General features: G+C 72.3%; 14 protein-coding genes. 6 read left to right on the top strand and 8 right to left on the bottom strand.

What is annotated here, in order from left to right:
- Positions 1 to 12 precede the first annotated feature (12 nt).
- The gene (gene secA / locus IEZ05_RS17580) at positions 13 to 2,859 is read left to right on the top strand and encodes a preprotein translocase subunit SecA (protein WP_189231062.1); all 2,847 of its coding nucleotides are present in this window, start codon (positions 13 to 15) and stop codon (positions 2,857 to 2,859) included.
- Positions 2,860 to 2,954: 95 nt separating this feature from the next.
- Here the strand turns inward: secA and IEZ05_RS36810 are convergent, their stop codons facing one another.
- Positions 2,955 to 3,833, bottom strand: a complete 879-nt coding sequence (locus IEZ05_RS36810; protein WP_268255208.1) for an Rv3235 family protein — start codon at positions 3,831 to 3,833, stop codon at positions 2,955 to 2,957.
- A 323-nt stretch (positions 3,834 to 4,156) separates the two neighbouring features.
- Between IEZ05_RS36810 and IEZ05_RS17570 the strand changes: the two genes are divergently transcribed.
- The 3 genes from IEZ05_RS17570 to IEZ05_RS17560 all read left to right on the top strand — a co-directional run bounded on the left by IEZ05_RS17570 (position 4,157) and on the right by IEZ05_RS17560 (position 10,899).
- Complete coding sequence (locus IEZ05_RS17570) at positions 4,157 to 4,672, top strand: DUF6912 family protein (RefSeq protein ID WP_189231061.1); 516 nt, start codon at positions 4,157 to 4,159, stop codon at positions 4,670 to 4,672.
- Positions 4,673 to 4,731: 59 nt separating this feature from the next.
- The gene (locus IEZ05_RS17565) at positions 4,732 to 5,406 is read left to right on the top strand and encodes an HAD family hydrolase (protein ID WP_189231060.1); all 675 of its coding nucleotides are present in this window, start codon (positions 4,732 to 4,734) and stop codon (positions 5,404 to 5,406) included.
- Positions 5,407 to 5,946: 540 nt separating this feature from the next.
- Positions 5,947 to 10,899, top strand: a complete 4,953-nt coding sequence (locus IEZ05_RS17560) for an NAD-glutamate dehydrogenase (protein WP_189231059.1) — start codon at positions 5,947 to 5,949, stop codon at positions 10,897 to 10,899.
- 84 nt (positions 10,900 to 10,983) lie between these two features.
- Here IEZ05_RS17560 and IEZ05_RS17555 read toward each other — a convergent pair whose 3' ends face one another.
- A complete protein-coding gene (locus IEZ05_RS17555; protein WP_189231058.1) occupies positions 10,984 to 11,787 on the bottom strand; it encodes an ABC transporter ATP-binding protein in 804 nt (267 codons plus the stop codon).
- Positions 11,780 to 12,712, bottom strand: a complete 933-nt coding sequence (locus IEZ05_RS17550; RefSeq protein ID WP_189231057.1) for an ABC transporter permease — start codon at positions 12,710 to 12,712, stop codon at positions 11,780 to 11,782. The genes IEZ05_RS17555 and IEZ05_RS17550 overlap by 8 nt, the downstream gene beginning before the upstream one ends.
- Before the next feature lie 171 nt (positions 12,713 to 12,883).
- Here IEZ05_RS17550 and IEZ05_RS17545 point away from each other — a divergent pair, with 171 nt between their 5' ends.
- Positions 12,884 to 13,528 carry a TetR/AcrR family transcriptional regulator gene (locus IEZ05_RS17545; protein ID WP_189231056.1) on the top strand — a complete coding sequence of 215 codons (645 nt, stop codon included), beginning with the start codon at positions 12,884 to 12,886 and terminating at the stop codon, positions 13,526 to 13,528.
- Between the two features lie 176 nt (positions 13,529 to 13,704).
- Here the strand turns inward: IEZ05_RS17545 and IEZ05_RS17540 are convergent, their stop codons facing one another.
- On the bottom strand, positions 13,705 to 14,175 hold the full coding sequence (locus IEZ05_RS17540) for a MarR family winged helix-turn-helix transcriptional regulator (protein WP_189231055.1): 471 nt from the start codon (positions 14,173 to 14,175) through the stop codon (positions 13,705 to 13,707).
- Between the two features lie 101 nt (positions 14,176 to 14,276).
- Between IEZ05_RS17540 and IEZ05_RS17535 the strand changes: the two genes are divergently transcribed.
- Complete coding sequence (locus IEZ05_RS17535) at positions 14,277 to 14,690, top strand: organic hydroperoxide resistance protein (RefSeq protein ID WP_189231054.1); 414 nt, start codon at positions 14,277 to 14,279, stop codon at positions 14,688 to 14,690.
- 15 nt (positions 14,691 to 14,705) lie between these two features.
- On the opposite strand, the gene IEZ05_RS17530 is transcribed toward IEZ05_RS17535, so the two are convergent.
- From IEZ05_RS17530 to IEZ05_RS17515, 4 genes are all read right to left on the bottom strand, one after another.
- Positions 14,706 to 16,262 carry a hypothetical protein gene (locus tag IEZ05_RS17530; protein WP_189231053.1) on the bottom strand — a complete coding sequence of 519 codons (1,557 nt, stop codon included), beginning with the start codon at positions 16,260 to 16,262 and terminating at the stop codon, positions 14,706 to 14,708.
- Positions 16,263 to 16,360: 98 nt separating this feature from the next.
- Positions 16,361 to 17,638, bottom strand: coding sequence for a hypothetical protein (locus IEZ05_RS17525; RefSeq protein WP_189231052.1), 1,278 nt, complete (start codon positions 17,636 to 17,638; stop codon positions 16,361 to 16,363).
- The gene (locus tag IEZ05_RS17520; RefSeq protein WP_189231051.1) at positions 17,635 to 19,866 is read right to left on the bottom strand and encodes a bifunctional glycosyltransferase/CDP-glycerol:glycerophosphate glycerophosphotransferase; all 2,232 of its coding nucleotides are present in this window, start codon (positions 19,864 to 19,866) and stop codon (positions 17,635 to 17,637) included. The genes IEZ05_RS17525 and IEZ05_RS17520 overlap by 4 nt, the downstream gene beginning before the upstream one ends.
- Before the next feature lie 7 nt (positions 19,867 to 19,873).
- Complete coding sequence (locus IEZ05_RS17515) at positions 19,874 to 22,081, bottom strand: bifunctional glycosyltransferase family 2 protein/CDP-glycerol:glycerophosphate glycerophosphotransferase (protein ID WP_189231050.1); 2,208 nt, start codon at positions 22,079 to 22,081, stop codon at positions 19,874 to 19,876.
- Positions 22,082 to 22,208: the final 127 nt, after the last annotated feature.

The raw sequence follows: 22,208 nt of genomic DNA, 5'->3' as shown, positions 1-22,208 counted from the left end.
AGACCAACCCCCGTGTCCGTCCTCTCGAAGATCATGCGTGCAGGCGAAGGCAAGATCCTGCGCAAGCTGCACCGCATCGCGGACCAGGTCAACTCCATCGAAGAGGACTTCGTCGACCTCTCCGACGCCGAGCTGCGCGCCCTCACCGATGAGTACAAGCAGCGCTACGCCGACGGCGAGACCCTGGACGACCTGCTGCCGGAAGCCTTCGCCACCGTCCGCGAGGCCGCGAAGCGCGTCCTCGGCCAGCGCCACTACGACGTGCAGATCATGGGCGGCGCCGCCCTGCACCTCGGGTACGTGGCGGAGATGAAGACCGGTGAGGGCAAGACCCTGGTCGGCACGCTGCCCGCCTATCTGAACGCGCTGTCCGGCGAGGGCGTCCACATCGTCACGGTCAACGACTACCTGGCCGAGCGCGACTCCGAGATGATGGGCCGCGTCCACAAGTTCCTCGGGCTCGAGGTCGGCTGCATCCTCTCCAGCCAGACGCCGGCCCAGCGCCGCGAGATGTACGCCTGCGACATCACCTACGGCACGAACAACGAGTTCGGCTTCGACTACCTGCGCGACAACATGGCGTGGTCCAAGGACGAACTCGTCCAGCGCGGCCACAACTTCGCCATCGTCGACGAGGTCGACTCCATCCTCGTCGACGAGGCCCGTACGCCGCTGATCATCTCCGGCCCGGCCGACCAGGCCACCAAGTGGTACGGCGACTTCGCCAAGCTGGTCACGCGCCTGAAGAAGGGCGAGGCGGGCAACCCGCTCAAGGGCATCGAGGAGACCGGCGACTACGAGGTCGACGAGAAGAAGCGCACGGTCGCCATCCACGAGTCCGGCGTCAGCAAGGTCGAGGACTGGCTGGGCATCGACAACCTCTACGAGTCGGTGAACACCCCGCTCGTGGGTTACCTGAACAACGCCATCAAGGCCAAGGAACTCTTCAAGAAGGACAAGGACTACGTCGTCCTCGACGGCGAGGTCATGATCGTCGACGAGCACACCGGACGTATCCTCGCCGGCCGCCGCTACAACGAGGGCATGCACCAGGCGATCGAGGCGAAGGAAGGGGTGGACATCAAGGACGAGAACCAGACGCTCGCCACGATCACCCTCCAGAACTTCTTCCGCCTCTACAAGCGCCACGACCACGACGGCAAGGAACTCCCCGGCCTGTCCGGCATGACCGGTACGGCGATGACGGAGGCCGCCGAGTTCCACCAGATCTACAAGCTCGGCGTGGTGCCCATCCCGACCAACCGGCCGATGGTCCGCAAGGACCAGTCCGACCTGATCTACCGCACCGAGGTCGCCAAGTTCGAGGCGGTCGTCGACGACATCGCCGAGAAGCACGAGAAGGGCCAGCCGATCCTCGTCGGCACCACCTCGGTCGAGAAGTCCGAGTACCTCTCGCAGCAGCTCAGCAAGCGCGGCATCCAGCACGAGGTGCTCAACGCCAAGCAGCACGAGCGTGAGGCGTCGATCGTCGCGCAGGCGGGCCGCAAGGGCTCCGTGACGGTGGCCACCAACATGGCCGGCCGCGGCACGGACATCAAGCTCGGCGGCAACCCCGAGGACCTCGCCGAGGCGGAGCTGCGCCAGCGCGGCCTCGACCCCGAGGAGCACATCGAGGAGTGGGCCGCGGCCCTGCCCGCCGCCCTGGAGCGGGCCGAGCAGGCGGTCAAGGCCGAGAAGGAAGAGGTCGAGAAGCTCGGCGGCCTCTACGTGCTGGGTACCGAGCGGCACGAGTCGCGGCGCATCGACAACCAGCTGCGCGGTCGTAGCGGCCGTCAGGGCGACCCGGGCGAGTCCCGCTTCTACCTCTCCCTGGGCGACGACCTGATGCGCCTGTTCAAGGCCCAGATGGTCGAGCGCGTCATGTCGATGGCGAACGTCCCGGACGACGTGCCGATCGAGAACAAGATGGTCACCCGCGCGATCGCCTCCGCGCAGTCGCAGGTCGAGACCCAGAACTTCGAGACCCGCAAGAACGTCCTGAAGTACGACGAGGTGCTCAACCGGCAGCGCGAGGTCATCTACGGCGAGCGGCGCCGCGTCCTGGAGGGCGAGGACCTGCAGGAGCAGATCCAGCACTTCATGAACGACACGATCGACGCCTACGTGCAGGCCGAGACCGCCGAGGGCTTCCCCGAGGACTGGGACCTCGACCGTCTGTGGGGCGCCTTCAAGCAGCTCTACCCGGTGAAGGTCACCGTCGAGGAGCTGGAGGAGGCGGCCGGCGACCGGGCCGGCCTGACCGCCGAGTACATCGCGGAGTCCATCAAGGACGACATCCAGGAGCAGTACGAGGCGCGCGAGACGCAGCTCGGCTCCGAGATCATGCGTGAGCTGGAGCGCCGGGTCGTGCTCTCGGTCCTGGACCGCAAGTGGCGCGAGCACCTCTACGAGATGGACTACCTCCAGGAGGGCATCGGCCTGCGCGCGATGGCGCAGAAGGACCCGCTGGTCGAGTACCAGCGCGAGGGCTTCGACATGTTCCAGGCCATGATGGAGGGCATCAAGGAGGAGTCCGTCGGCTACCTGTTCAACCTGGAGGTCCAGGTCGAGCAGCAGGTCGAGGAGGTTCCCGTCGAGGACGCCGCTCCCTCGCTGGAGAAGACCCCGCAGGACGCCGTCCCGGCCCAGGCCGGCGCGCGCCCGGAGATCCGCGCCAAGGGGCTCGACGCGCCGCAGCGCCGGGAACTCCACTTCTCCGCCCCGACGGTGGACGGCGAGGGCGGTGTCGTCGAGGGCGACTTCACCACCGACGAGGAGCCCGCGCGGTCCTCGGCCGACGGTCTCACGCGCGCGGAGCGCCGCAAGCAGGCCAAGGGCGGGCGGCGCCGCAAGAAGTGACGCCACGGCGCCTGGAGGCGCCGTGGCGGTGGGAAGGGCCGGGCACCCCTGGGGGAGCCCGGCCCTTCGGCCTGTCCGGCGCCCGTGCCCCGCGGTCAGTCGTCGTCCGTCTGCGGCCCGCGGGGACCGCCCAGTTCCACCGCGGTGCAGCGCCAGCGCAGGTCCCGGCCCTGCTCCAGGCGGAAGGCCATGGCGCGCAGCTGGTCGCCCGCGCCGATCCGGGCGAAGACCTCCAGCGCGCCCGGACGGGCCTCGTAATAGCCGATGTCGCGGACGACGGGGAGGGTGCCGCGGGTGCGCAGCGGGCCGCGTTCGGCGAGCCGGGCCAGTTCGTCGTAGGCGCGGCCGACGGTGTGCCGGAGCATCGCGTGCACGGGACGCCGGCCGCTGAGCACATCGAGGAGGAGCTCCGCGAAGTGGTCCGTGGGACGGAGCTGCGGGACCGGCCGGCGAGGCGTCTGGGCGGGGACGACCTGGGTGGCAGGGGCGGGCGCCGCCGTGGGGCCGTCAGGAGCGGCAGGGGCCGTCGGGACGGCCGTGGGCGGGGTCCCGGCGGGCGCGGCGATCCGGCGGGCGGCGGACGGGACGCGGTCCGGGACGGCGGCGGTGGCGGCCGCGCGTGCACTCGCCCTGGCCGTGCCGCCGGGTCCGGCGGTCACCGGGCGGTTGTCGGTCGGCCTCGTACGGGCGCGCGCGGACCGGCCCGGAGAGCCCGGGGGCCGTCCGCCCGGCGCCGCGGTCCGGACGCCGCTTCCGCCGGGCCTGCGGGGCGGTACGCCGCCCGGTGCGCGGGGTGTGGCGCCGCGGGGAGCGCCGGAGGCCGTGCCGGTGCTCGCGCCGGGTGCGCGGTCCACCGGAGCGAGCGCGGCGCCCTCGGCGGCACCGGGGACACGGACGGGGGCGGGTGCGTGGGAGGTGGGGCGGGTCCGGGTCATGACCTTGCGCAGGGGCGGCACGGTCGGTGTGGGCTGCATGGGACTCCCCGTTCGGTGGCCCGGGTGATACCGGGCGGTAACTTCATGGTCGGGGATCTTGTACGGGGTGGCGGGCGACGGCGGCAAGGAGGCGGAGGGCCGGGTCGGGGCAGCCGGGAGGTTCACCTATCCGAGTGGCCGGGGGCATGGGAACGGCCGGGACGGAGCGGGCGCACCGGGTGAGTTCCGGGGACGGAAGTGGACGCGTCCGGGTCCCTGGGCGGGGGCCCGAAAGGGGACGCCGCACGTATCCTGAAGGCCCTCCGGTGGATCTCGCCCGGTTCCTGTTCTCTCCGGACTCCCGACCACGAAAGCGGCCCGTCATGCGCGTCTATGTCCCCCTGACCCTCTCCGGTCTCGCCGAGGCGCACAGGACGGGGCAACTGGGGGCCGGGCCGCTCGTCGCGTACGCCGTCACGCCGGCGGTGCGCGAGTGGGTCCGCTCCGACGACCTCGAGGAGCTGGAGTACGCCGCCCTGAGCCGGGCCGCGCTGGCCTCGCTGCGGCTGCTGGCGGTGGACGCCGGGGCCGCGCGACGCCGGGTCGTGGTCGCGGCCGACGTACCCGACGGCGCGGTGTCGGCCGGACCGGACCGGGGGGCCGATCCGGCGGCGCTGGGCGAGGTGCGGGTCGACGGGGCCGTGCCGCTGGCCAAGACGGCCGCGGTGCACGTCGACTCGGCCGACGCGGAGAAGGACGTGGCCGCCGCGGCCGAGGCCCTCGCGGCGGCGGACGGCGGGGACGACGACGCCCGGTTGGTCGTGGACGGGGCCGAGGACCACGAGCTGCTCTGGTACGCGACGCAGGAGATCCCGAACCTGGTCGGGGCCGGCGACTGACCGGCGGCGGCCTTCCCCGGCCGTCTTGACTGTCGGTGGCAGCGGGTACGTTTTCCGGCATGGGGACGCAGACAGGGGCGCACATCGTCTGGGACTGGAACGGCACGCTGTTCTACGACAACGACGCCATCATCGGGGCGACGAACGCGGCGTTCGCCGAGTTCGGGCTGACGCCGATCACGCTCGAGCAGTACCGGGCGCTGTACTGCGTGCCGGTGCCGAAGTTCTACGAGCGGCTGATGGGGCGGCTGCCCACGGACGCCGAGTGGGAGGTCATGGACGCGACCTTCCACCGGTACTACACCGAGCACCGGGTGCGGTGCGGGCTCACCGAGGGCGTGGCGGAGCTGCTCGCCGGGTGGCGGGCGGCGGGGCGCAGCCAGTCGATCCTCAGCATGTACGGGCACGAGGAGCTCGTTCCGCTGGTGAGGGGGCTCGGGATCGAGGCGCACTTCCTGCGCGTCGACGGGCGGACGGGGCCCTCCGGGGGCAGCAAGGCCGAGCACATGGTGCGGCATCTCGCGGCGCTGGGCTCGGTGGTGGAGCCCGCTCGTACGGTGGTGATCGGGGACGCCGCGGACGATGCGGTGGCCGCGCGGCACGTGGGGGCGCGGGCGGTGCTGTACACCGGGGGGTCGCACAGTCGGGCCAGTCTTGTGGGGGCGGGGGTGCCGGTCGTGGACACGTTGGGGGAGGCCGTGGCGGAGGCGGAGCGGTTGGCCGCGGCGGCGTGAGGTGTCGGCGGCGTCGTGGTGCCGTCCCGGCCCCCTGGGGGTACCTCCCAGGCCGTTGGGGCACTGGGGGAGGCACGACTGCCCGCGGCTGTGACCGGCGTGGTCCAGTGGTGACTGTGCAGAATGTCCAAGTTCTTGGCTCTGTTTTGTACACATGCGGCTCGTGACGGATGCCCTGTCGGGGGCGATAGCCTTGTGGCGTGATCAGCGCGATAGCTCGCGGGGGCACCGGCGCCCCTGCTCTGCGCCCGGTGAGCACGGACTACATCCGTGACCGGGCGGCGGTCGCTGGTCTTCGCGGGCGGGACGGGGCATCGAAGGTCCCCGGTTCGGCGCCGCGCACTCCCCGGGCGGTGGCCGCGAGAGCGACATCACACCCGGCGGGCGCGTCGACATTGGCTGATTTGCCCCCGCTCCTCTCACCTTGCGGCATAGCGTCGGAACAGAGCGGACACCCCGCGTCTCGATGCCACGCCGGAAGGCCGGAGACCGTACTTCCTTCTACGTCACGCAACGGCGCGCGACAGGAGCCAGAGGACAATGCAGACCAAGCTGGACGAAGCCAAGGCCGAGCTGCTCGAGAGGGCCGCGCGGGTAGCTGAGAACAGCCCGGTCGGGGGGCACCTACCGACTGGGACGACGGACGAGGGCACCCCGGACACCCCGGGGATCCCGGGCACCCCGGACTACGCGTCCGTGTCCGCGTTCCTTCGGCGCTACTACCGGCACACCGCCCCGGAGGACCTGACCGACCGCGACCCGGTCGACGTCTTCGGAGCCGCCGTCTCGCACTACCGGCTGGCCGAGAACCGCCCGCAGGGCACCGCGAACGTGCGGGTCCACACCCCGACGGTGGAGGAGAACGGCTGGACGTGCAGCCACTCCGTCGTGGAGGTGGTCACGGACGACATGCCCTTCCTCGTCGACTCCGTGACCAACGAGCTGACCCGCCAGGGCCGCGGCATCCACGTCGTCGTGCACCCGCAGTTCGTCGTCCGCCGCGACCTCACCGGCAAGCTCGTCGAGGTCCTCACCGGCCCGCCCACCGACGGCCTCCCGCACGACGCGCACGTCGAGTCCTGGATCCACGTCGAGATCGACCGCGAGACCGACCGCGGCGACCTGAAGCAGATCACCGCCGACCTGCTGCGCGTCCTCAACGACGTCCGCGAGACCGTCGAGGACTGGGGCAAGATGCGCGACGCGGCCGTCCGCCTCGCGGAGGGCCTGCCGGACGAGCCCGCCCCCGACGACCTGAGCCGGCAGGAGGTGGAGGAGGCCCGCGAGCTGCTGCGCTGGCTGGCGGACGACCACTTCACCTTCCTGGGCTACCGCGAGTACCAGCTGCGCGGCGACGACTCCCTCGCGGCCGTGGCCGGCACCGGCCTCGGCATCCTGCGCTCCGACCCGCACCACGCGACCGACGAGAGCCACCCCGTCAGCCCGTCCTTCGAGCGGCTGCCCGCCGACGCCCGCGCCAAGGCCCGCGAGCACCGGCTGCTCGTGCTGACCAAGGCCAACAGTCGCTCCACCGTGCACCGGCCGTCCTACCTGGACTACATCGGCGTCAAGAAGTTCGACGAGCAGGGCAACGTCGTCGGTGAGCGGCGCTTCCTCGGCCTGTTCTCGTCCGCCGCCTACACCGAGTCCGTGCGCCGCGTCCCGGTCATCCGCCGCAAGGTGGAGGAGGTGCTGGACCGGGCCGGTTTCTCGCCCAACAGCCACGACGGCCGGGACCTGCTCCAGATCCTGGAGACGTACCCGCGCGACGAGATGTTCCAGATGCCGGTCGAGGAGCTGGAGCCGATCGTCACCTCCGTGCTCTACCTCCAGGAGCGCCGCCGGCTGCGGCTCTACCTGCGCCAGGACGAGTACGGCCGCTACTACTCGGCCCTCGTCTACCTCCCCCGCGACCGCTACACCACCGGTGTCCGGCTGCGGATCATCGACATCCTCAAGGAGGAGCTCGGCGGCACCAGCGTCGACTTCACGGCCTGGAACACCGAGTCGATCCTGTCCCGGCTGCACTTCGTGGTCCGCGTGCCGCAGGGCACCGAGCTGCCGGAGCTGTCCGACGCCGACAAGGAGCGCATCGAGGCCCGCCTCGTCGAGGCCGCCCGCTCCTGGGCCGACGGCTTCGCCGAGGCGCTGACCGCCGAGTTCGGCGAGGAGCGCTCCGCGGAGCTCATGCGCCGCTACGGGGCGGCCTTCCCCGAGGGCTACAAGGCCGACCACGGCCCGCGCTCCGCGGTCGCCGACCTCGGTCACCTGGAGCGGCTCGACGAGGACCGTACGTTCGCGCTGAGCCTGTACGAGCCGGTGGGCGCCGTGCCCGAGGAACGCCGGTTCAAGATCTTCCAGAAGGGCGGCTCGGTCTCCCTCTCGCAGGTGCTGCCGGTGCTCAGCCGGCTCGGCGTCGAGGTCACCGACGAGCGCCCGTACGAGCTGCGCTGCGCGGACCGCACGACGGCCTGGATCTACGACTTCGGTCTGCGCATGCCGAAGGCCGCCGCCGGCGAGTACCTCGGCGACGACGCGCGCGAGCGTTTCCAGGACGCCTTCGCCGCCACCTGGACCGGCCAGGCGGAGAACGACGGCTTCAACGCGCTCGTGCTCAGCGCCGGGCTGACCTGGCGGCAGGCCATGGTGCTGCGCGCGTACGCCAAGTACCTGCGGCAGGCCGGCTCCACCTTCAGCCAGGACTACATGGAGGACACCCTCCGCAACAACGTCCACACCACCCGCCTGCTCGTCTCCCTGTTCGAGGCGCGGATGTCGCCGGAGCGGCAGCGCGCCGGACTCGAGATCGTGGACGCCCTGCTCGAAGAGCTCGACGCGGCCCTCGACCAGGTGGCGTCGCTCGACGAGGACCGGATCCTGCGTTCCTTCCTCACCGTCATCAAGGCGACGCTGCGGACGAACTTCTTCCAGAGGACGAGCGGCGGAAAGCCGCACGACTACGTCTCCATGAAGTTCGACCCGCAGGCCATCCCGGACCTGCCCGCGCCGCGCCCGGCGTTCGAGATCTGGGTGTACTCGCCGCGCGTCGAGGGCGTGCACCTGCGGTTCGGCAAGGTCGCGCGCGGCGGTCTGCGCTGGTCCGACCGCCGGGAGGACTTCCGCACCGAGATCCTCGGCCTGGTCAAGGCGCAGATGGTGAAGAACACCGTCATCGTGCCGGTCGGCGCCAAGGGCGGCTTCGTCGCCAAGCAGCTGCCCGACCCGAACGCGGACCGCGACGCCTGGCTGGCCGAGGGCATCGCCAGCTACCGGACGTTCATCTCGGCGCTGCTCGACATCACCGACAACATGGTGGCCGGCGAGATCGTGCACCCGGCGGACGTCGTCCGGCACGACGAGGACGACACCTACCTCGTCGTCGCCGCCGACAAGGGCACCGCGAAGTTCTCGGACATCGCCAACGAGGTCGCCGAGTCCTACAACTTCTGGCTCGGCGACGCCTTCGCCTCCGGCGGCTCGGCCGGCTACGACCACAAGGGCATGGGCATCACCGCCCGCGGCGCCTGGGAGTCCGTCAAGCGGCACTTCCGGGAGCTGGGCGTGGACACCCAGAGCCAGGACTTCACGGTCGTCGGCATCGGCGACATGTCCGGTGACGTGTTCGGCAACGGCATGCTGCTCAGCGAGCACATCCGCCTGGTCGCCGCCTTCGACCACCGGCACATCTTCATCGACCCGACGCCGGACGCGGCCGTCTCGTACGCCGAGCGGCGCCGCCTGTTCGACCTGCCGCGCTCGTCGTGGGAGGACTACAACACCGAGCTGCTCTCGGCCGGCGGCGGCATCTTCCCGCGCACGGCCAAGTCGATCCCGGTGAACGCGCACATCCGCGAGGCCCTCGGCATCGAGGCCGGCGTCACCAAGATGACCCCGGCCGAGCTGATGAAGGCGATCCTCACCTCCCCGGTGGACCTGCTGTGGAACGGCGGCATCGGTACGTACGTCAAGGCGTCGACCGAGTCCAACGGCGACGTCGGCGACAAGGCCAACGACCCCATCCGCGTCGACGGCGGCGACCTGCGGGTCCAGGTCGTCGGCGAGGGCGGCAACCTGGGTCTGACCCAGCTGGGCCGGATCGAGTTCGCCCGCAACGGCGGCAAGATCAACACGGACGCCATCGACAACAGCGCGGGCGTGGACACCTCCGACCACGAGGTGAACATCAAGATCCTGCTGAACGGTCTCGTCAAGGACGGCGACATGACCGTCAAGCAGCGCAACAAGCTGCTCGCCGAGATGACCGACGAGGTCGGCGCGCTGGTCCTGCGCAACAACTACGCGCAGAACACGGCGATCGCCAACGCGCTCGCCCAGTCCAACGACATGCTCAACGCCCAGCAGCGCTTCATGCGCCACTTGGTGCGCGAGGGCAGCCTGGACCGGGCCCTGGAGTTCCTGCCCACCGACCGCCAGATCCGTGAGCGTCTGAACGCCGGACAGGGCCTGACCGGCCCGGAGACCGCCGTCCTGCTGGCGTACACGAAGATCACGGTCGCCGAGGAGCTGCTGCACACCTCGCTGCCCGACGACCCGTACCTCAAGAGCCTGCTGCACGCGTACTTCCCGACGGCGCTGCGCGAGCAGTTCCTCGACCAGATCGACAGCCACCCGCTGCGTCGTGAGATCACGACGACGGTCCTGGTCAACGACACGGTCAACACGGGCGGTACGACGTATCTGCACCGGATGCGCGAGGAGACCGGCGCGTCGCTGGAGGAGATCGTGCGGGCGCAGACCGCGGCCCGGGCGATCTTCCGGGCCTCCCCGGTGTGGGACGCGGTGGAGGCACTGGACACCAAGGTCGAGGCCGCCGTCCAGACCCGCATCCGGCTGCACTCGCGCCGGCTGGTCGAGCGCGGTACCCGGTGGCTGCTCAACAACCGGCCGCAGCCGCTGGAGCTCGCCGAGACGGTGGACTTCTTCGCCGAGCGCGTCGAGCAGGTCTGGGCGCAGCTGCCCAAGCTGCTGCGGGGCGCGGACGCGGAGTGGTACCAGCACATCTACGACGAGCTGACCGCCGCCGGTGTCCCGGACGAGCCGGCCACCCGGGTGGCCGGGTTCTCCTCGGCCTTCCCGACGCTGGACATCGTCTCGGTGGCCGACCGCACGGGCAAGGAGCCGCTGGACGTCGCCGAGGTGTACTACGACGTCGCCGACCGGCTGGGCATCACCCAGCTGATGGACCGGATCAGCGACCTGCCCCGCGCCGACCGCTGGCAGTCCATGGCCCGCGCCGCGATCCGCGAGGACCTGTACGCGGCGCACGCGGCGCTCACCGCGGACGTTCTGGCGGCGGGCAACGGCACATCGACGCCCGAGCAGCGGTTCAAGGTGTGGGAGCAGAAGAACGCGGCGATCCTCGGCCGGGCCCGAACCACGCTGGAGGAGATCAAGGGCTCGGACGCCTTCGACCTCTCCAACCTGTCGGTGGCGATGCGGACGATGCGGACGCTGCTGCGGACGCACTCGTGACGGTGTAGCCGCGCGGGAGACCGCGTCATGCCGTGAAGGCGCCCCGGGCCGGTCGGACCCGGGGCGCCTTCGTGTCGGTCGCGGCTAGCGGGTGGTGAACTTCTCGTACTCCTTCAGCACCTCGTCCGTCGGCCCGTCCATGCGCAGCTCGCCCCGCTCAAGCCACAGCACCCGGTCGCAGGTGTCGCGGATGGACTTGTTGCTGTGGCTGACCAGGAACACCGTGCCGGCGTGCTTGCGCAGCTCCCGGATGCGTTCCTCGGAGCGCTTCTGGAAGGAGCGGTCGCCGGTGGCGAGGGCCTCGTCGACGAGGAGGACGTCGTGGTCCTTGGCGGCGGCGATGGAGAAGCGCAGCCGGGCCGCCATGCCGGAGGAGTAGGTACGCATCGGCAGGGTGATGAAGTCGCCCTTGTCGTTGATGCCGGAGAAGTCGACGATCTCCTGGTACCGCTCCTTGATCTGGGAACGGGTCATGCCCATCGCCAGGCCGCCCAGGTACACGTTGCGCTCGCCGGTGAGGTCGTTCATCAGGGCCGCGTTGACGCCGAGCAGCGAGGGCTGGCCGTCCGTGAAGATGCGGCCGTTCTCCACGGGGAGGAGGCCCGCGACCGCCTTGAGCAGGGTCGACTTGCCGGAGCCGTTGGTGCCGATGAGGCCGATCGCCTCGCCGCGGTACGCCACGAAGGACACGTTCTTCACCGCGTGCACCCGGCGCACGCCCGCGGCCTTCTCGGCCTTGCCGCGCCGCACGATGCGGTTGAGGGCGGCCGTCGCGGAGCCCCGTCCTGCGCCGGTGCCGTTGACCCGGTAGACGATGTCGACGCCGTCGGCGACGACGGTGGGGGCGCGCTCGGCCGCCCGCTGGGTGGTGCCGGTGTTGTCAGCCACGACCGTAGGTCTCCTCGGCCTTCCAGAAGTAGACGAAGCCGCCGATCCCGGCGACCAGTGCCCAGCCCACCGCGAGCGCCCACACGTGCGGCGGCAGGTAGCTCCCGTCGAAGCTGTCGATCAGGGCGAAGCGCATAAGGTCGATGTAGACGACGGAGGGGTTGAGCTGGAGCACCGTGCCGATCCAGGACGGCAGGCCGCTGTCCGGTCCGGTCATGTGGTGGATGCTGAACATCACGCCGGAGCCGTACATCCAGGTGCGCAGCAGGAACGGCATCAGCTGGGCGATGTCGGGGAACTTGGCGCCCAGCCGGGCCATGATCAGCGACATCCCCGCGTTGAACACGAACTGGAGCACGAGGACCGGCACGGTCAGCAACCAGGAGACGCCGGGCGGCACGCCGAAGGCGAGCAGGATGACGGCCAGCGCGGCCATCGAGAACAGCAGCTGCTGGAGCTGCTGGAGGCAGAAGGAGACCGGCAGGGCCGCCCGCGGGAAGTGCAGGGCCCGCACCAGGCCGAGGTTGCCGGAGATGGCCCGGGTGCCCGCCATGAGCGAGCTCTGCGTGAACGTCCACACGAACACGCCCGTGACCAGGAACGGGACGTAGTCCTCCACGCCGCGCTTGGTGTTCATCAGCACGCCGAAGATGAAGTAGTACACCGCCGCGTTCAGCAACGGCGTCATCACCTGCCACAGCTGGCCCAGCTTGGCCTGGCTGTACTGGGCGGTGAGCTTGGCGGTGGCGAAGGCGCCGATGAAATGCCGACGCGCCCACAACTGGCGGACGTACTCGGGCAGGGAGGGCCGGGCGCCGCTGACCGACAGGCCGTGGCGGGCGGCGAGGGCCGCGAGGTCGTGGGGTGCGGTGGGGGTGGCCGGACCGGCCGGTGTCGGGGGCGGTGTGTCGAGGACCTGGCTCACATCCGCTGCTTTCGCTCGGGGAGGGGTGACGGAGGCGACTCCCGGTGTTTCCCTGCGGGACGCCGACCGTTCTATTACGTCGGGACGGCACCGTATCGTCGTGACGTGAGCGTAGGCCGGGTGGCGTCGGAACGCAACCGTTTCGTCGTGACGCCCCTATGCTTGGCTCGTATGACGCCCAACGCCGATGCCGACGCCGTCGCCGACGAGCCGCAGCCGCGCCCGCGCCGCCGGGCCCCCGCCGGGGCGGCCGTACTGCGCGAGGACGTGACGGAGGCCATCCGGGCGGCCGTCTTCGAGGAGCTCGCGGCGGTCGGTTACGCGCGGATGTCCATCGAGGGGATCGCGCGCCGCGCGGGGGTCGGCAAGACGGCGGTGTACCGGCGATGGCGCTCCAAGCTGCACCTGGTGCTCGACATCGTGTCGGCGCTCGCCGTGCAGGGACTGCCCGCGCCGGAGACCGGGTCCCTCGAGGGGGATCTGCGGCTGCTGTACGAGGTGACGTCCCGTGCCCTGCGGCATCCGGTGGCCTCGCAGATCATTCCGGACCTTCAGGCGGAGGCGGCGCGCAATCCGGAGATCGCGGAGGCGTTGCAGAAGACGGTGCGGGAGGGGCAGGACGGGGTCGCCAGCAAGATTCTCGCGGCGGCGGTTGAGCGGGGAGAGCTGGGTGCCGGGGTCGACGCGGACCTGGCGCTGGATCTGATCTCGGGTCCGCTGTACTGGCGGTCGGTGGTCGTGCGGGGCGGGAAGCTGCCCAAGGGGTATCTGGGGGCGTTGGCGCGGGCCACGGCGGAAGGGCTCAAGGCGTTGTGAGACGGCGCGTTCGCCCACGGGGCGTCTGACCTCGGCGGCGCCGTGGGGGCGGGTGGGTGCGCAGCCCGGCGTTGCGGGGACCCCACCGCCCACCCGGGCCGCCCCTGGGGGTACCTCCCAGGCCGTTCAGGCACTGGGGGAGGCACGATTGCCCGCAGCTGCGGGGGCGGCGGGTTTCAGGGGCGGTAGGCGGAGTCCAGTGCCGTCGTCAGCCGGTCGAGGCGGGAGCGCAGGTCCTGGATCTCCGTGAGGTCCAGGCCGGTCGCCGCGGCGATCCGGCGCGGCACCTCGGCGGCCCGCTCGCGCAGCGCGACGCCCTCCTCCGTGAGCCGCACCCGCACCGACCGCTCGTCCCGTGCGCTGCGCTCCCGGTGGACCAGGCCGGCCGCCTCCAGCCGCTTGAGCAGGGGCGACAGCGTGCCCGAGTCGAGTCTCAGATGCTCGCCGAGCTTCTTGACCGGCAGCTCGCCGTGCTCCCACAGCACCAGCATCACCAGGTACTGCGGATACGTGAGCCCCAGCTCCTTGAGCAGCACGCGGTACACACCGCCGAAGGCGCGCGAGGCGGCGTTCAGGGAGAAGCAGATCTGCTGGTCGAGGCGGAGCCAGTCCGTCGCGGGCAGAGGCGGGGGCGGTGGCGTGGTCATGGGTCCAGGGTAGCTTTGGAGGGCAGTAAGTTGTGCACAACTTAATTGTGTGCTCTACTTCAGTGGTCGGAACGCTTCAGCTCTCAGAGGGACGGATTTCCATGGACGCGCTCTACACCGCCGCCGCCACCGCCACCCACGGCCGCGACGGCCGTGCCGTCAGCTCCGACGGCAAGCTGGACCTCGCGCTCAGCGCCCCCGTCGAGATGGGCGGCGACGGACAGGGCACCAACCCGGAGCAGCTGTTCGCCGCCGGGTACGCCGCGTGCTTCGGCAGCGCCCTCGGCCTCGTCGGCCGGCAGGCCAAGGTCGACGTCAGCGACGCCGCGGTGACCGCCGAGGTCGGCATCGGCAAGCAGGGCCAGGGCTTCGGGCTCGCCGTCACCCTCCGCGTCGAGCTGCCCGAGGGCGTGGACGAGGAGACCGGCCGCAAGCTGGTCGAGCAGGCCCACCAGGTCTGCCCCTACTCCAACGCCACCCGCGGCAACATCGAGGTCGAGCTCGTCATCGAGTAGGCGCCGGCGCCCGGGTCACCCCCCGACCCGCGCCAGCACCTCCCCCGTCCGCTCGCTCCACGCCATCACCACCGCCTCCTCGGGCACCGGGTGCCAGCGCGTCAGCAGCAGCCAGCGGACGTGGTAGCGGCGCACGACGGCCGCGCGCACGGCGCGGGTCGAGCCGGGGGCGAGATACGCCTTCACATCGGCCACGCGCCGTCTGCGCTCCCGCTCGTCCAGCGACGGGTCCGGCCAGGCGGGCGCCGCGAGATTGGGCCCGTACCCGGCGATGGCGTGACCGGCGTAGTAGCCGTCGGTGATCACGACCTCGCCGGGTCCGATGTGCCGGGCCGCCCACGCGTACGTCGGCCAGTCGGGCGGCTGCTCGAAGCCGACCGGATCCAGCGGGCGCGGCACCACCGCCCCCGCCTGGACCGTGAGGAACCCCATCAGGGCCCCCGCGGCCACCACCGTGCCCAGCAGCCGCCGCCACCGCCCCCACGGCCGGGGAGCCGCCAGCTCGATCGCCACCGCGAACTGCAGCGGCACCAGCGTGAGCCCGAGGATCCTGCCGTAGGTGTAGTGGCCGCTCACCCAGCCGTACGCCACCACCGCGCAGTCCAGCGCGAACATCAGCACCAGCGGATCCCGCGCCGAGCGGCGCCCGCGCAGCCACAGCGCCGGCAGCCCGAGCAGCGCGAGCCAGAACTCCCGGGGCAGGTCCAGGTACAGGACCCGGTGCATGCCGTCCACGCTGTCGTCACCGGCCAGCGCGAAGACGTCGAAGTACGGCCAGCAGGCCGCCGACAGCAGCGCCGCCGCCCCCGTCAGCGCCCACCGCCCGACGACCGCGCCGTGCCGGCCCCGCTGCCACCCGGCCACCAGCGCCACGCCGCCCAGTGCCGCCGCCACCGCAGTGATCGGGTGGATCAGCAGGATCAGCCCGTACAGGACGCCCAGCCCCGCGTAGCCGCCGAAGCCGTGCAGCCCGCTGGGCCCCACGTACCGCACCCGGTGCGCGTCGCGGGCCAGCGTTCCGGTCAGCGCCCAGGCCCAGAAGGTGAGGCCGATCGCGAAGGCGGACGGGTAGCCGAGGTTGCCGGTCATCGACATCAGCCCCAGGTAGCCGCTCCACCAGGCCCGCTCGGTGCCCCACAGCAGCGTCATCGCGCCCAGCGCCAGTACGGGCGCCCACGGCCGCGGGCTCAGCACCCGCACGAAGCGGCCCAGGCCGGTCAGCAGCACCACCAGATTCAGCGGTCCGGCGAGCCGCACCACCTCCCAGCCGCCCAGCCCCGCGAACCGGGCGAACAGGCCCTGCGCCACCGCGTACGGCGAGTAGTAGGCGCTGCCCGCGCCCGGCAGGTCGGCCATCGGGTGACGCGGACGGAGGAGGTCGGCCTTCAGGCGTTCCACCACCGCCGCGTGCTGGCCGGCGTCGCAGCACAGCGGCACCCGCCAGTACGCCAGCGACATCACCAGGAAGAACAGGAAGCCGGCGGCCTGGAACGGGGTGGGACGCCAGGAGCGGCCGCCGCGCAGCGCCGTCGCGCCGCGCACGGCCCGCCGGACGAGGACGCCGGCGCTCACTGGAGGACGGAAAAGGGGGACATCCGGGGCATTTGCCGTATGTTCCCGCCGACGTCAACGGCTTGACGTCACTTCACCTCAACGGGTGAGCGCCGGGTTCAGCTGACCGCGCGCTCCCGGTCGGCGTGGCCCTGCGCGGGCACGGCCACCCGGCTCCGCAGCACCGGCTCCAGCAGCAGCGGGACGCCCACCACCGGCAGCAGCCAGGCCAGCACGATCAGCCGCTCGCCCCAGATGTTGATGTCCGGGTGCGCGGCCTGGGTGAGGACGCCGGTGAACGCCGCCGCGACCACGAAGACACCGACCGTGCGCCCCCGCCGCAGCGAGCCCCACGCCCCGGCGCCCAGGGCCGCGACGAACAGCGGCTCCCACGCCTGCCGCCGCAGCCACTCCACCCAGAAGTTGCCCTGCAACTGCCAGAACTCCGGCCACGGATCCTCCCGGTCCGGCCGCGCGAAGTGGCCGGTGAGCAGGTCCTGGAGGCTGTCGGACTCGGACGGGTAGTGCAGCAGCCGGGCGAGCGTCATCGTGACCAGCGCCCCGGCCAGGCCCAGGGCCGCGAGCGCCAGCACGTCCCGGCCCGGGAGCCGGCCCCGCCGGCGCCGCCGCAGCGCGATCGCCGCGCCGGCCGCCGCCAGACACACCCCGAGGAACAGCGCCTGGGAGTGCTTGACGGCGAACAGCGCGAGCAGCGATCCGGCGACCAGGGCGAGACCCGCCCGCTCGCGCCCCGCCCGCAGCACCAGCGCACAGCCCCACACCACCGCCAGCGTCAGCGCCATCAGCAGCCCCTCGGCCATCGGGCGCATGGCGGTCGTGCCGCTCGGCAGCACGTAGTACAGGGCCTGCCCGGTCAGCGCGAGGGGCACCGGCACGGACAGCGTGCGCAGGATCAGGAAGGCGAGGACGCCGCCGGCGCACGCGATGACCACGCCCGCGGCCCACAGCCCCCACGTCGCCCCCAGCGTGGTGACGAACGGCACCAGGAACACCGGATAGCCGGGCCGCACCTCGAAGATCCGCATGAAGCGCTCCGGCATGTACGGCACGGTGTGCCCGCCGGTCTGCCCGGCCGCCAGCCGCGGCTCCACCTGCCCCCACTCCCGCTTCCGGCAGTCCGCCACGACCCGGTCGGTGGGGTCGGGGCGGTGGAAGCGGACCACGTGCACGCCCTGGTCGCGGCGGGCCACCGACGCCTGGCTCGCGCACACGTAGTCGATGGTGGCCGCCGCCGCCCCGCGCTTGCTCTCGCCGGACAGGCTCAGGGCGTACGCCAGGTAGTTCTTGGTGTCGGGCGTGTCCCGGCCGGTGACGTTCGCGAGCTGGAGCACGGAGAACACCGCGGCCAGGGCCAGCACCCAGGTGCGCGGCCTCACGAGAAGGTCAGCAGGTCGCGGCCGTCGGCGGGGACGGCACGGGCCGCGGGGACGGTGACCGCCGGGTCCGGTGCCGGCATCGCCTCTCCCAGCATCAGCGTCCGCACGACCCGCTCGGCGGCCCGCCCGTCGTCGTACTCGCCGAACCGCGCCCGGAACGCGGACCGCAGCCGCGTCGACTCCTCGTCGCGCCACGCCCCCGACTCCAGCAGCCACGCCAGCTCCCGGTAGGAGCGCGCCACATGGCCCGGCGCGTCGGCGGTGATGTCGAAGTAGGCGCCGCGGCTCGCCGCGTAGGCGCCCCAGTCGTCGGCGTGCACGACGATCGGCCGGTCCAGGAGCGCGTAGTCGAACATCAGGGCGGAGTAGTCGGTGATCAGCAGGTCGGAGGCGAGCATCACGTCCTCGACGTGCGGTTCGTCCGTCGCGTCGACGACCACGCCCCGCCGGTGCAGCTCGGACAGGCCCATGCCGCGGGCGTGCCCGGTGGCGAGCGAGGGATGCAGCCGGACCACCAGGGTGTGGTCCTCGCCCAGGTCGGCGGCGAGGCGGGCCAGGTCGATCCGGTCGACGTGCCCGCCCCGCCGGTAGTCGCGGCGGGTCGGCGCGTACAGCACCACCGTGTGGCCCTCGGGCACACCGAGCCGCTCGCGCACCCGGCGGCCGTGCTCGGGACCGGCGCCGACCAGGACGTCGTTGCGCGGACTGCCGGTCCGCACGGACGTGAAGTGGCACGGGTACGCCCGCTCCCACACCAGCTCCGAGTGCCGGTTGGCGACCAGGCTGTAGTCCCAGCGGTCGGCGCGGCGCAGCATCTGCGGCACGTCCAGGCCGTACCGGGCACCCGGCTTGCCCAGCAGGTCGGCGCCCATGAACTTGAGCGGGGTGCCCTGGTGGGTGTGGATGTGGACGCTGCCGGGACGCTTGGCCAGCGAGCCGGGCCAGTTGACGTTGTTGACGAAGTACGTGGCCCGCTCGGTCACCCGGCGGTAGGCCGAGCTGCCCAGGAGCACGTGCTCCGTGCCCGGCGGCAGCAGCCTGACGTCCTCCTCGTCGCGCACCACCCACACCCCGCGCAGGTGCGGCGCGATCTCGCGGGCCTTGTGGTAGACCGCCGCGGGGTCGCCGAGCACGCCCCGGTGGGAGAACGCCGAGTACACGGCGAGGTGCGGGTCCAGGGGACGGCGGCTGTTCACCGCGGAGCGGACCCGGCCCAGACGCCCGGCGGCGGCGCCGCCCGCCTGCCGCGTCCGCCGCACCAGTTCCCGGCCGACCCGCCCGGACTGCCGCCGCAGCCGGTACGCCGTCCAGCCCCGCTCCAGCACCCGCAGACCGGGCGGGACCGGGGCCCCCTCCGGCCGGTGGGCGCGGAACATCTCGGCGGTGCGGCGGAAGAACTCGGCCTTGTCGGACGGGGGCAGCCGGTCCGGCTTGGACAGGATGTCCAGGCAGTGCTCGCCCATCTTGGCGTGCAGGAACGGCCGCCAGCCGGCCAGCTCCGGGCGGGCGTCGACGAACGCGAAGACCCGCTCGTACTGCTCGTGGATGTCGAAGTGCTTGCGGCTGGTGGTGGACAGGATGTTGCCGCTGCGCCGCTGCCGGTAGTTCAGGCAGATGCGGTCCAGCGCGGCGATCCGCCCGGCGCTGAACATCACCGGGAACGTCCAGGGCGTGTCCTCGTAGTAGCCCGGCGGGAACGTGAAGCCCTCCCGCTCGGTGAAGTCGCGCCGGTAGACCTTGTTCCACACCACCATCAGCAGCTCGAGGATCTCCGGGTGCTCGGCGGCCGTGAAGGTGCCGCCGCCGGCCTCCGCGAGGACCCGGGCGAGGACGTTGCGGCGGGTGCCGCCCCACCAGTAGGTGCGCGCGTAGTCGAAGACCAGGACGTCCGGGTCGTCCGTCTCCGCGAGCCGGTCGGCCATCGCCCGCAGGGCGCCCGGCGTGAGGGTGTCGTCGCTGTCCAGGAAGAAGAGGTAGTCGCCGGTGGCGTGCGGCATCCCGGCGTTGCGGGCCCGGCCGAGGCCGACGTTCTCCTCCAGGTGCAGCACGCGCATCCGGTCGTCGCGGGCCGCGTACTCGTCGAGGATGGCGCCGCAGCCGTCCGGCGAACAGTCGTTCACGGCGATCACCTCGATGTCCCGGTAGGACTGGTCCAGGACCGAGTCGAGGCACTCGCGCAGGAAGCCCTGCACCTTGAAGCAGGGGATGATGACGCTGAAGCGGGGCACTGCGGGGTCAGCTCCTTACGAGGGTGGCGGCGGCGGGGGCCGGGACGCGCTGCGCGAGCGGGGTCACGGGCGCGATCGCCTCCGGCGGCTCGCCGAGCAGCACCCGGCGCACCACGCGCTCGGCGGCCCGGCCGTCGTCGAACTCGCAGAACCGCTCCCGGAACGCCGCCCGCAGCGCCGCCGACTCGGCGCCCGCGTACGAGCCGTCGCGGAAGACGCGGGCCAGCTCCTCGGGCGTGTGCGCCACCGGTCCGGGCGGGGCCGCGGTCAGGTCGAAGTAGACGCCGCGGGTCTCCCGGTACACGTCCCAGTCGTCGGCGTACACGACGATCGGCCGGTCGAGGTTGGCGTAGTCGAACATGATCGACGAGTAGTCGGTGACCAACGCGTCGGCGGCCAGGCACACGTCCTCCGAGGAACGGTGCCCGGTGACGTCGATGATCCGGCCGCTGCCCTGGCGCCGGTCGCCCCGGTCGTAGAAGTAGTGGGCGCGCAGCAGCACCACCACGTCCTCGCCGGCCGCCTCGCAGAACGCCTCCAGATCCAGGCCGCCCGCGCCGAACCCGGTCTCGTGGTCGCGGTGCGTGGGCGCGTACAGGACGGCCGTCTTCCCCTCCGGCACGCCCAGTTCGCGCCGGACGCGGGCGACGTCGTCGGCGGTCGCCGTGTAGTAGACGTCGTTGCGCGGATAGCCGTACTCCAGGTGCTCGTACGAGCCGGGGAAGGCGCGCTCCCACATCTGGGTGGAGTGGCGGTTGGAGGACAGGTTGTAGTCCCAGCGGTCCACGCGGCCCAGCAGCTTGGCGAAGCTGCCGCTGGCCGCCGCCACCACCGGGTACGTCGACTGGTCCACGCCCATCGTCTTCAGCGGGGTGCCGTGCTGCGTCTGCAGGTGCACGCTGCCGGGGCGCTTGACGACGCCCTCGGCGAAGTTGGCGTTGTTCACCAGGTACGTCGCCCGGGCCAGCACCTCCCAGTAGCGCCGGCTGCCGATGACGGCGTGCTCGACGCCCTCCGGCAGGGTGTGCGCCTGGTCGGGCTCGACCAGGAACACCCCGCGCAGGTGCGGGGCGAGTTCACGGGCCTTGGCGTGGATCGCGGCCGGATTGCAGGCGTAGCCGCGGCCCCAGTACGCGCAGTACACGACGAGGTTGGGGTCCAGCGGACCGCGCAGCCGGCGCCGGTAGCGCAGGCGGGTCCGCAGCCCCTGCGGGCGGGGCACCCGGCCGAGGAGCCCGGCCGCCGCGCGGTTGGCGGCCCGCAGGGCACGAAACGCCGTGTACGACCCGGACGCCAGCAGCCGGTGCTGCACGCCGAGCCGGCCGCCCGGCGCGCGGAAACCGGCGGGACGGTGACGCCGGTACAGGCGGCTCGCCCGCCGGAAGAAGACGCGGCGCCCCCGGGTCAGCCGCCTCGGGTGGGCGGCCGTCTTCAGGATCAGGGCGAAGAGATGCTCGAACAGTGGCCCGCGCCGCTCGGCCGGCAGCCCCCGCCCGGCGGCGTACGCGAGCGCCAGCTCGGCCTGGTCCAGCAGCTCGGCGTGGTGCTCGCCGGGCTGGTTCAGCCGGCTGCCCTGGCGCCGCACCAGGTGCCGTACGACGACGGAGCGCAGCACCGTCATGCGGTCGGCGTCCGCCGCGGCCCGGGTGGCGAAGCCGATGTCCGTGTAGTGCCCGGCGGGGAACTCCAGCCGCCGTTCGGCAAGGAAGGCGCGGCGGTAGACGGCGCTCCAGGCGGGCAGCTGCACGCCGGTCAGGTGCGGGGCGCGGCCGGGGGAGAAGGCCCCGTCCGGGGCCTTCGCCAGCAGCGGGGCGGCCGGGTTGGCCGGCTCGCCCTCCCACCAGGGGACGCGCTCGTGCTCGAAGTACAGCACGTCGGCGCCGCCGGTCTCCGCCAGCCGCGCGTCCAGCGCCGCCAGCGCGCCCGGCACCAGGACGTCGTCGCCGTCGAGGAACAGCAGATAGGCGCCGGTCGCCGCCCGCGCCCCGGTGTTGCGCGCCCCGGCGGGGCCCGCCGACGGCGGTGAGTGCACGGGCGCCACCCGGGAGTCCCGCTCGGCGCGGTCGGCGGCGATGTCCGCCGCGGCGCAGTCCGGGGCGTCGCAGACGGGGATCAGCTCGAAGTCGCCGAAGGACTGGGCGAGGACCGAGTCCAGCGCCTGGGACAGCCGCCCTGCGACCCCATGGGACGGGACGATGATGCTGAAGCGGGGCATACTGCTCTTTCTCTCGTTGTCCTGGTCCGACGGGAGACCCCCGCCGCTCGGGCCGCCTGGCGGCCCGGCCGTCCGGTCGGCCGCCAGGTGGGCGGCCGGGTCGGAGTGGGCCGCGACGAGCTGCGGG

Source organism: Streptomyces flaveolus (assembly GCF_014648815.1).
Lineage (GTDB): Bacteria > Actinomycetota > Actinomycetes > Streptomycetales > Streptomycetaceae > Streptomyces > Streptomyces flaveolus.
This window is presented reverse-complemented; position numbering and strand designations above follow the sequence as displayed.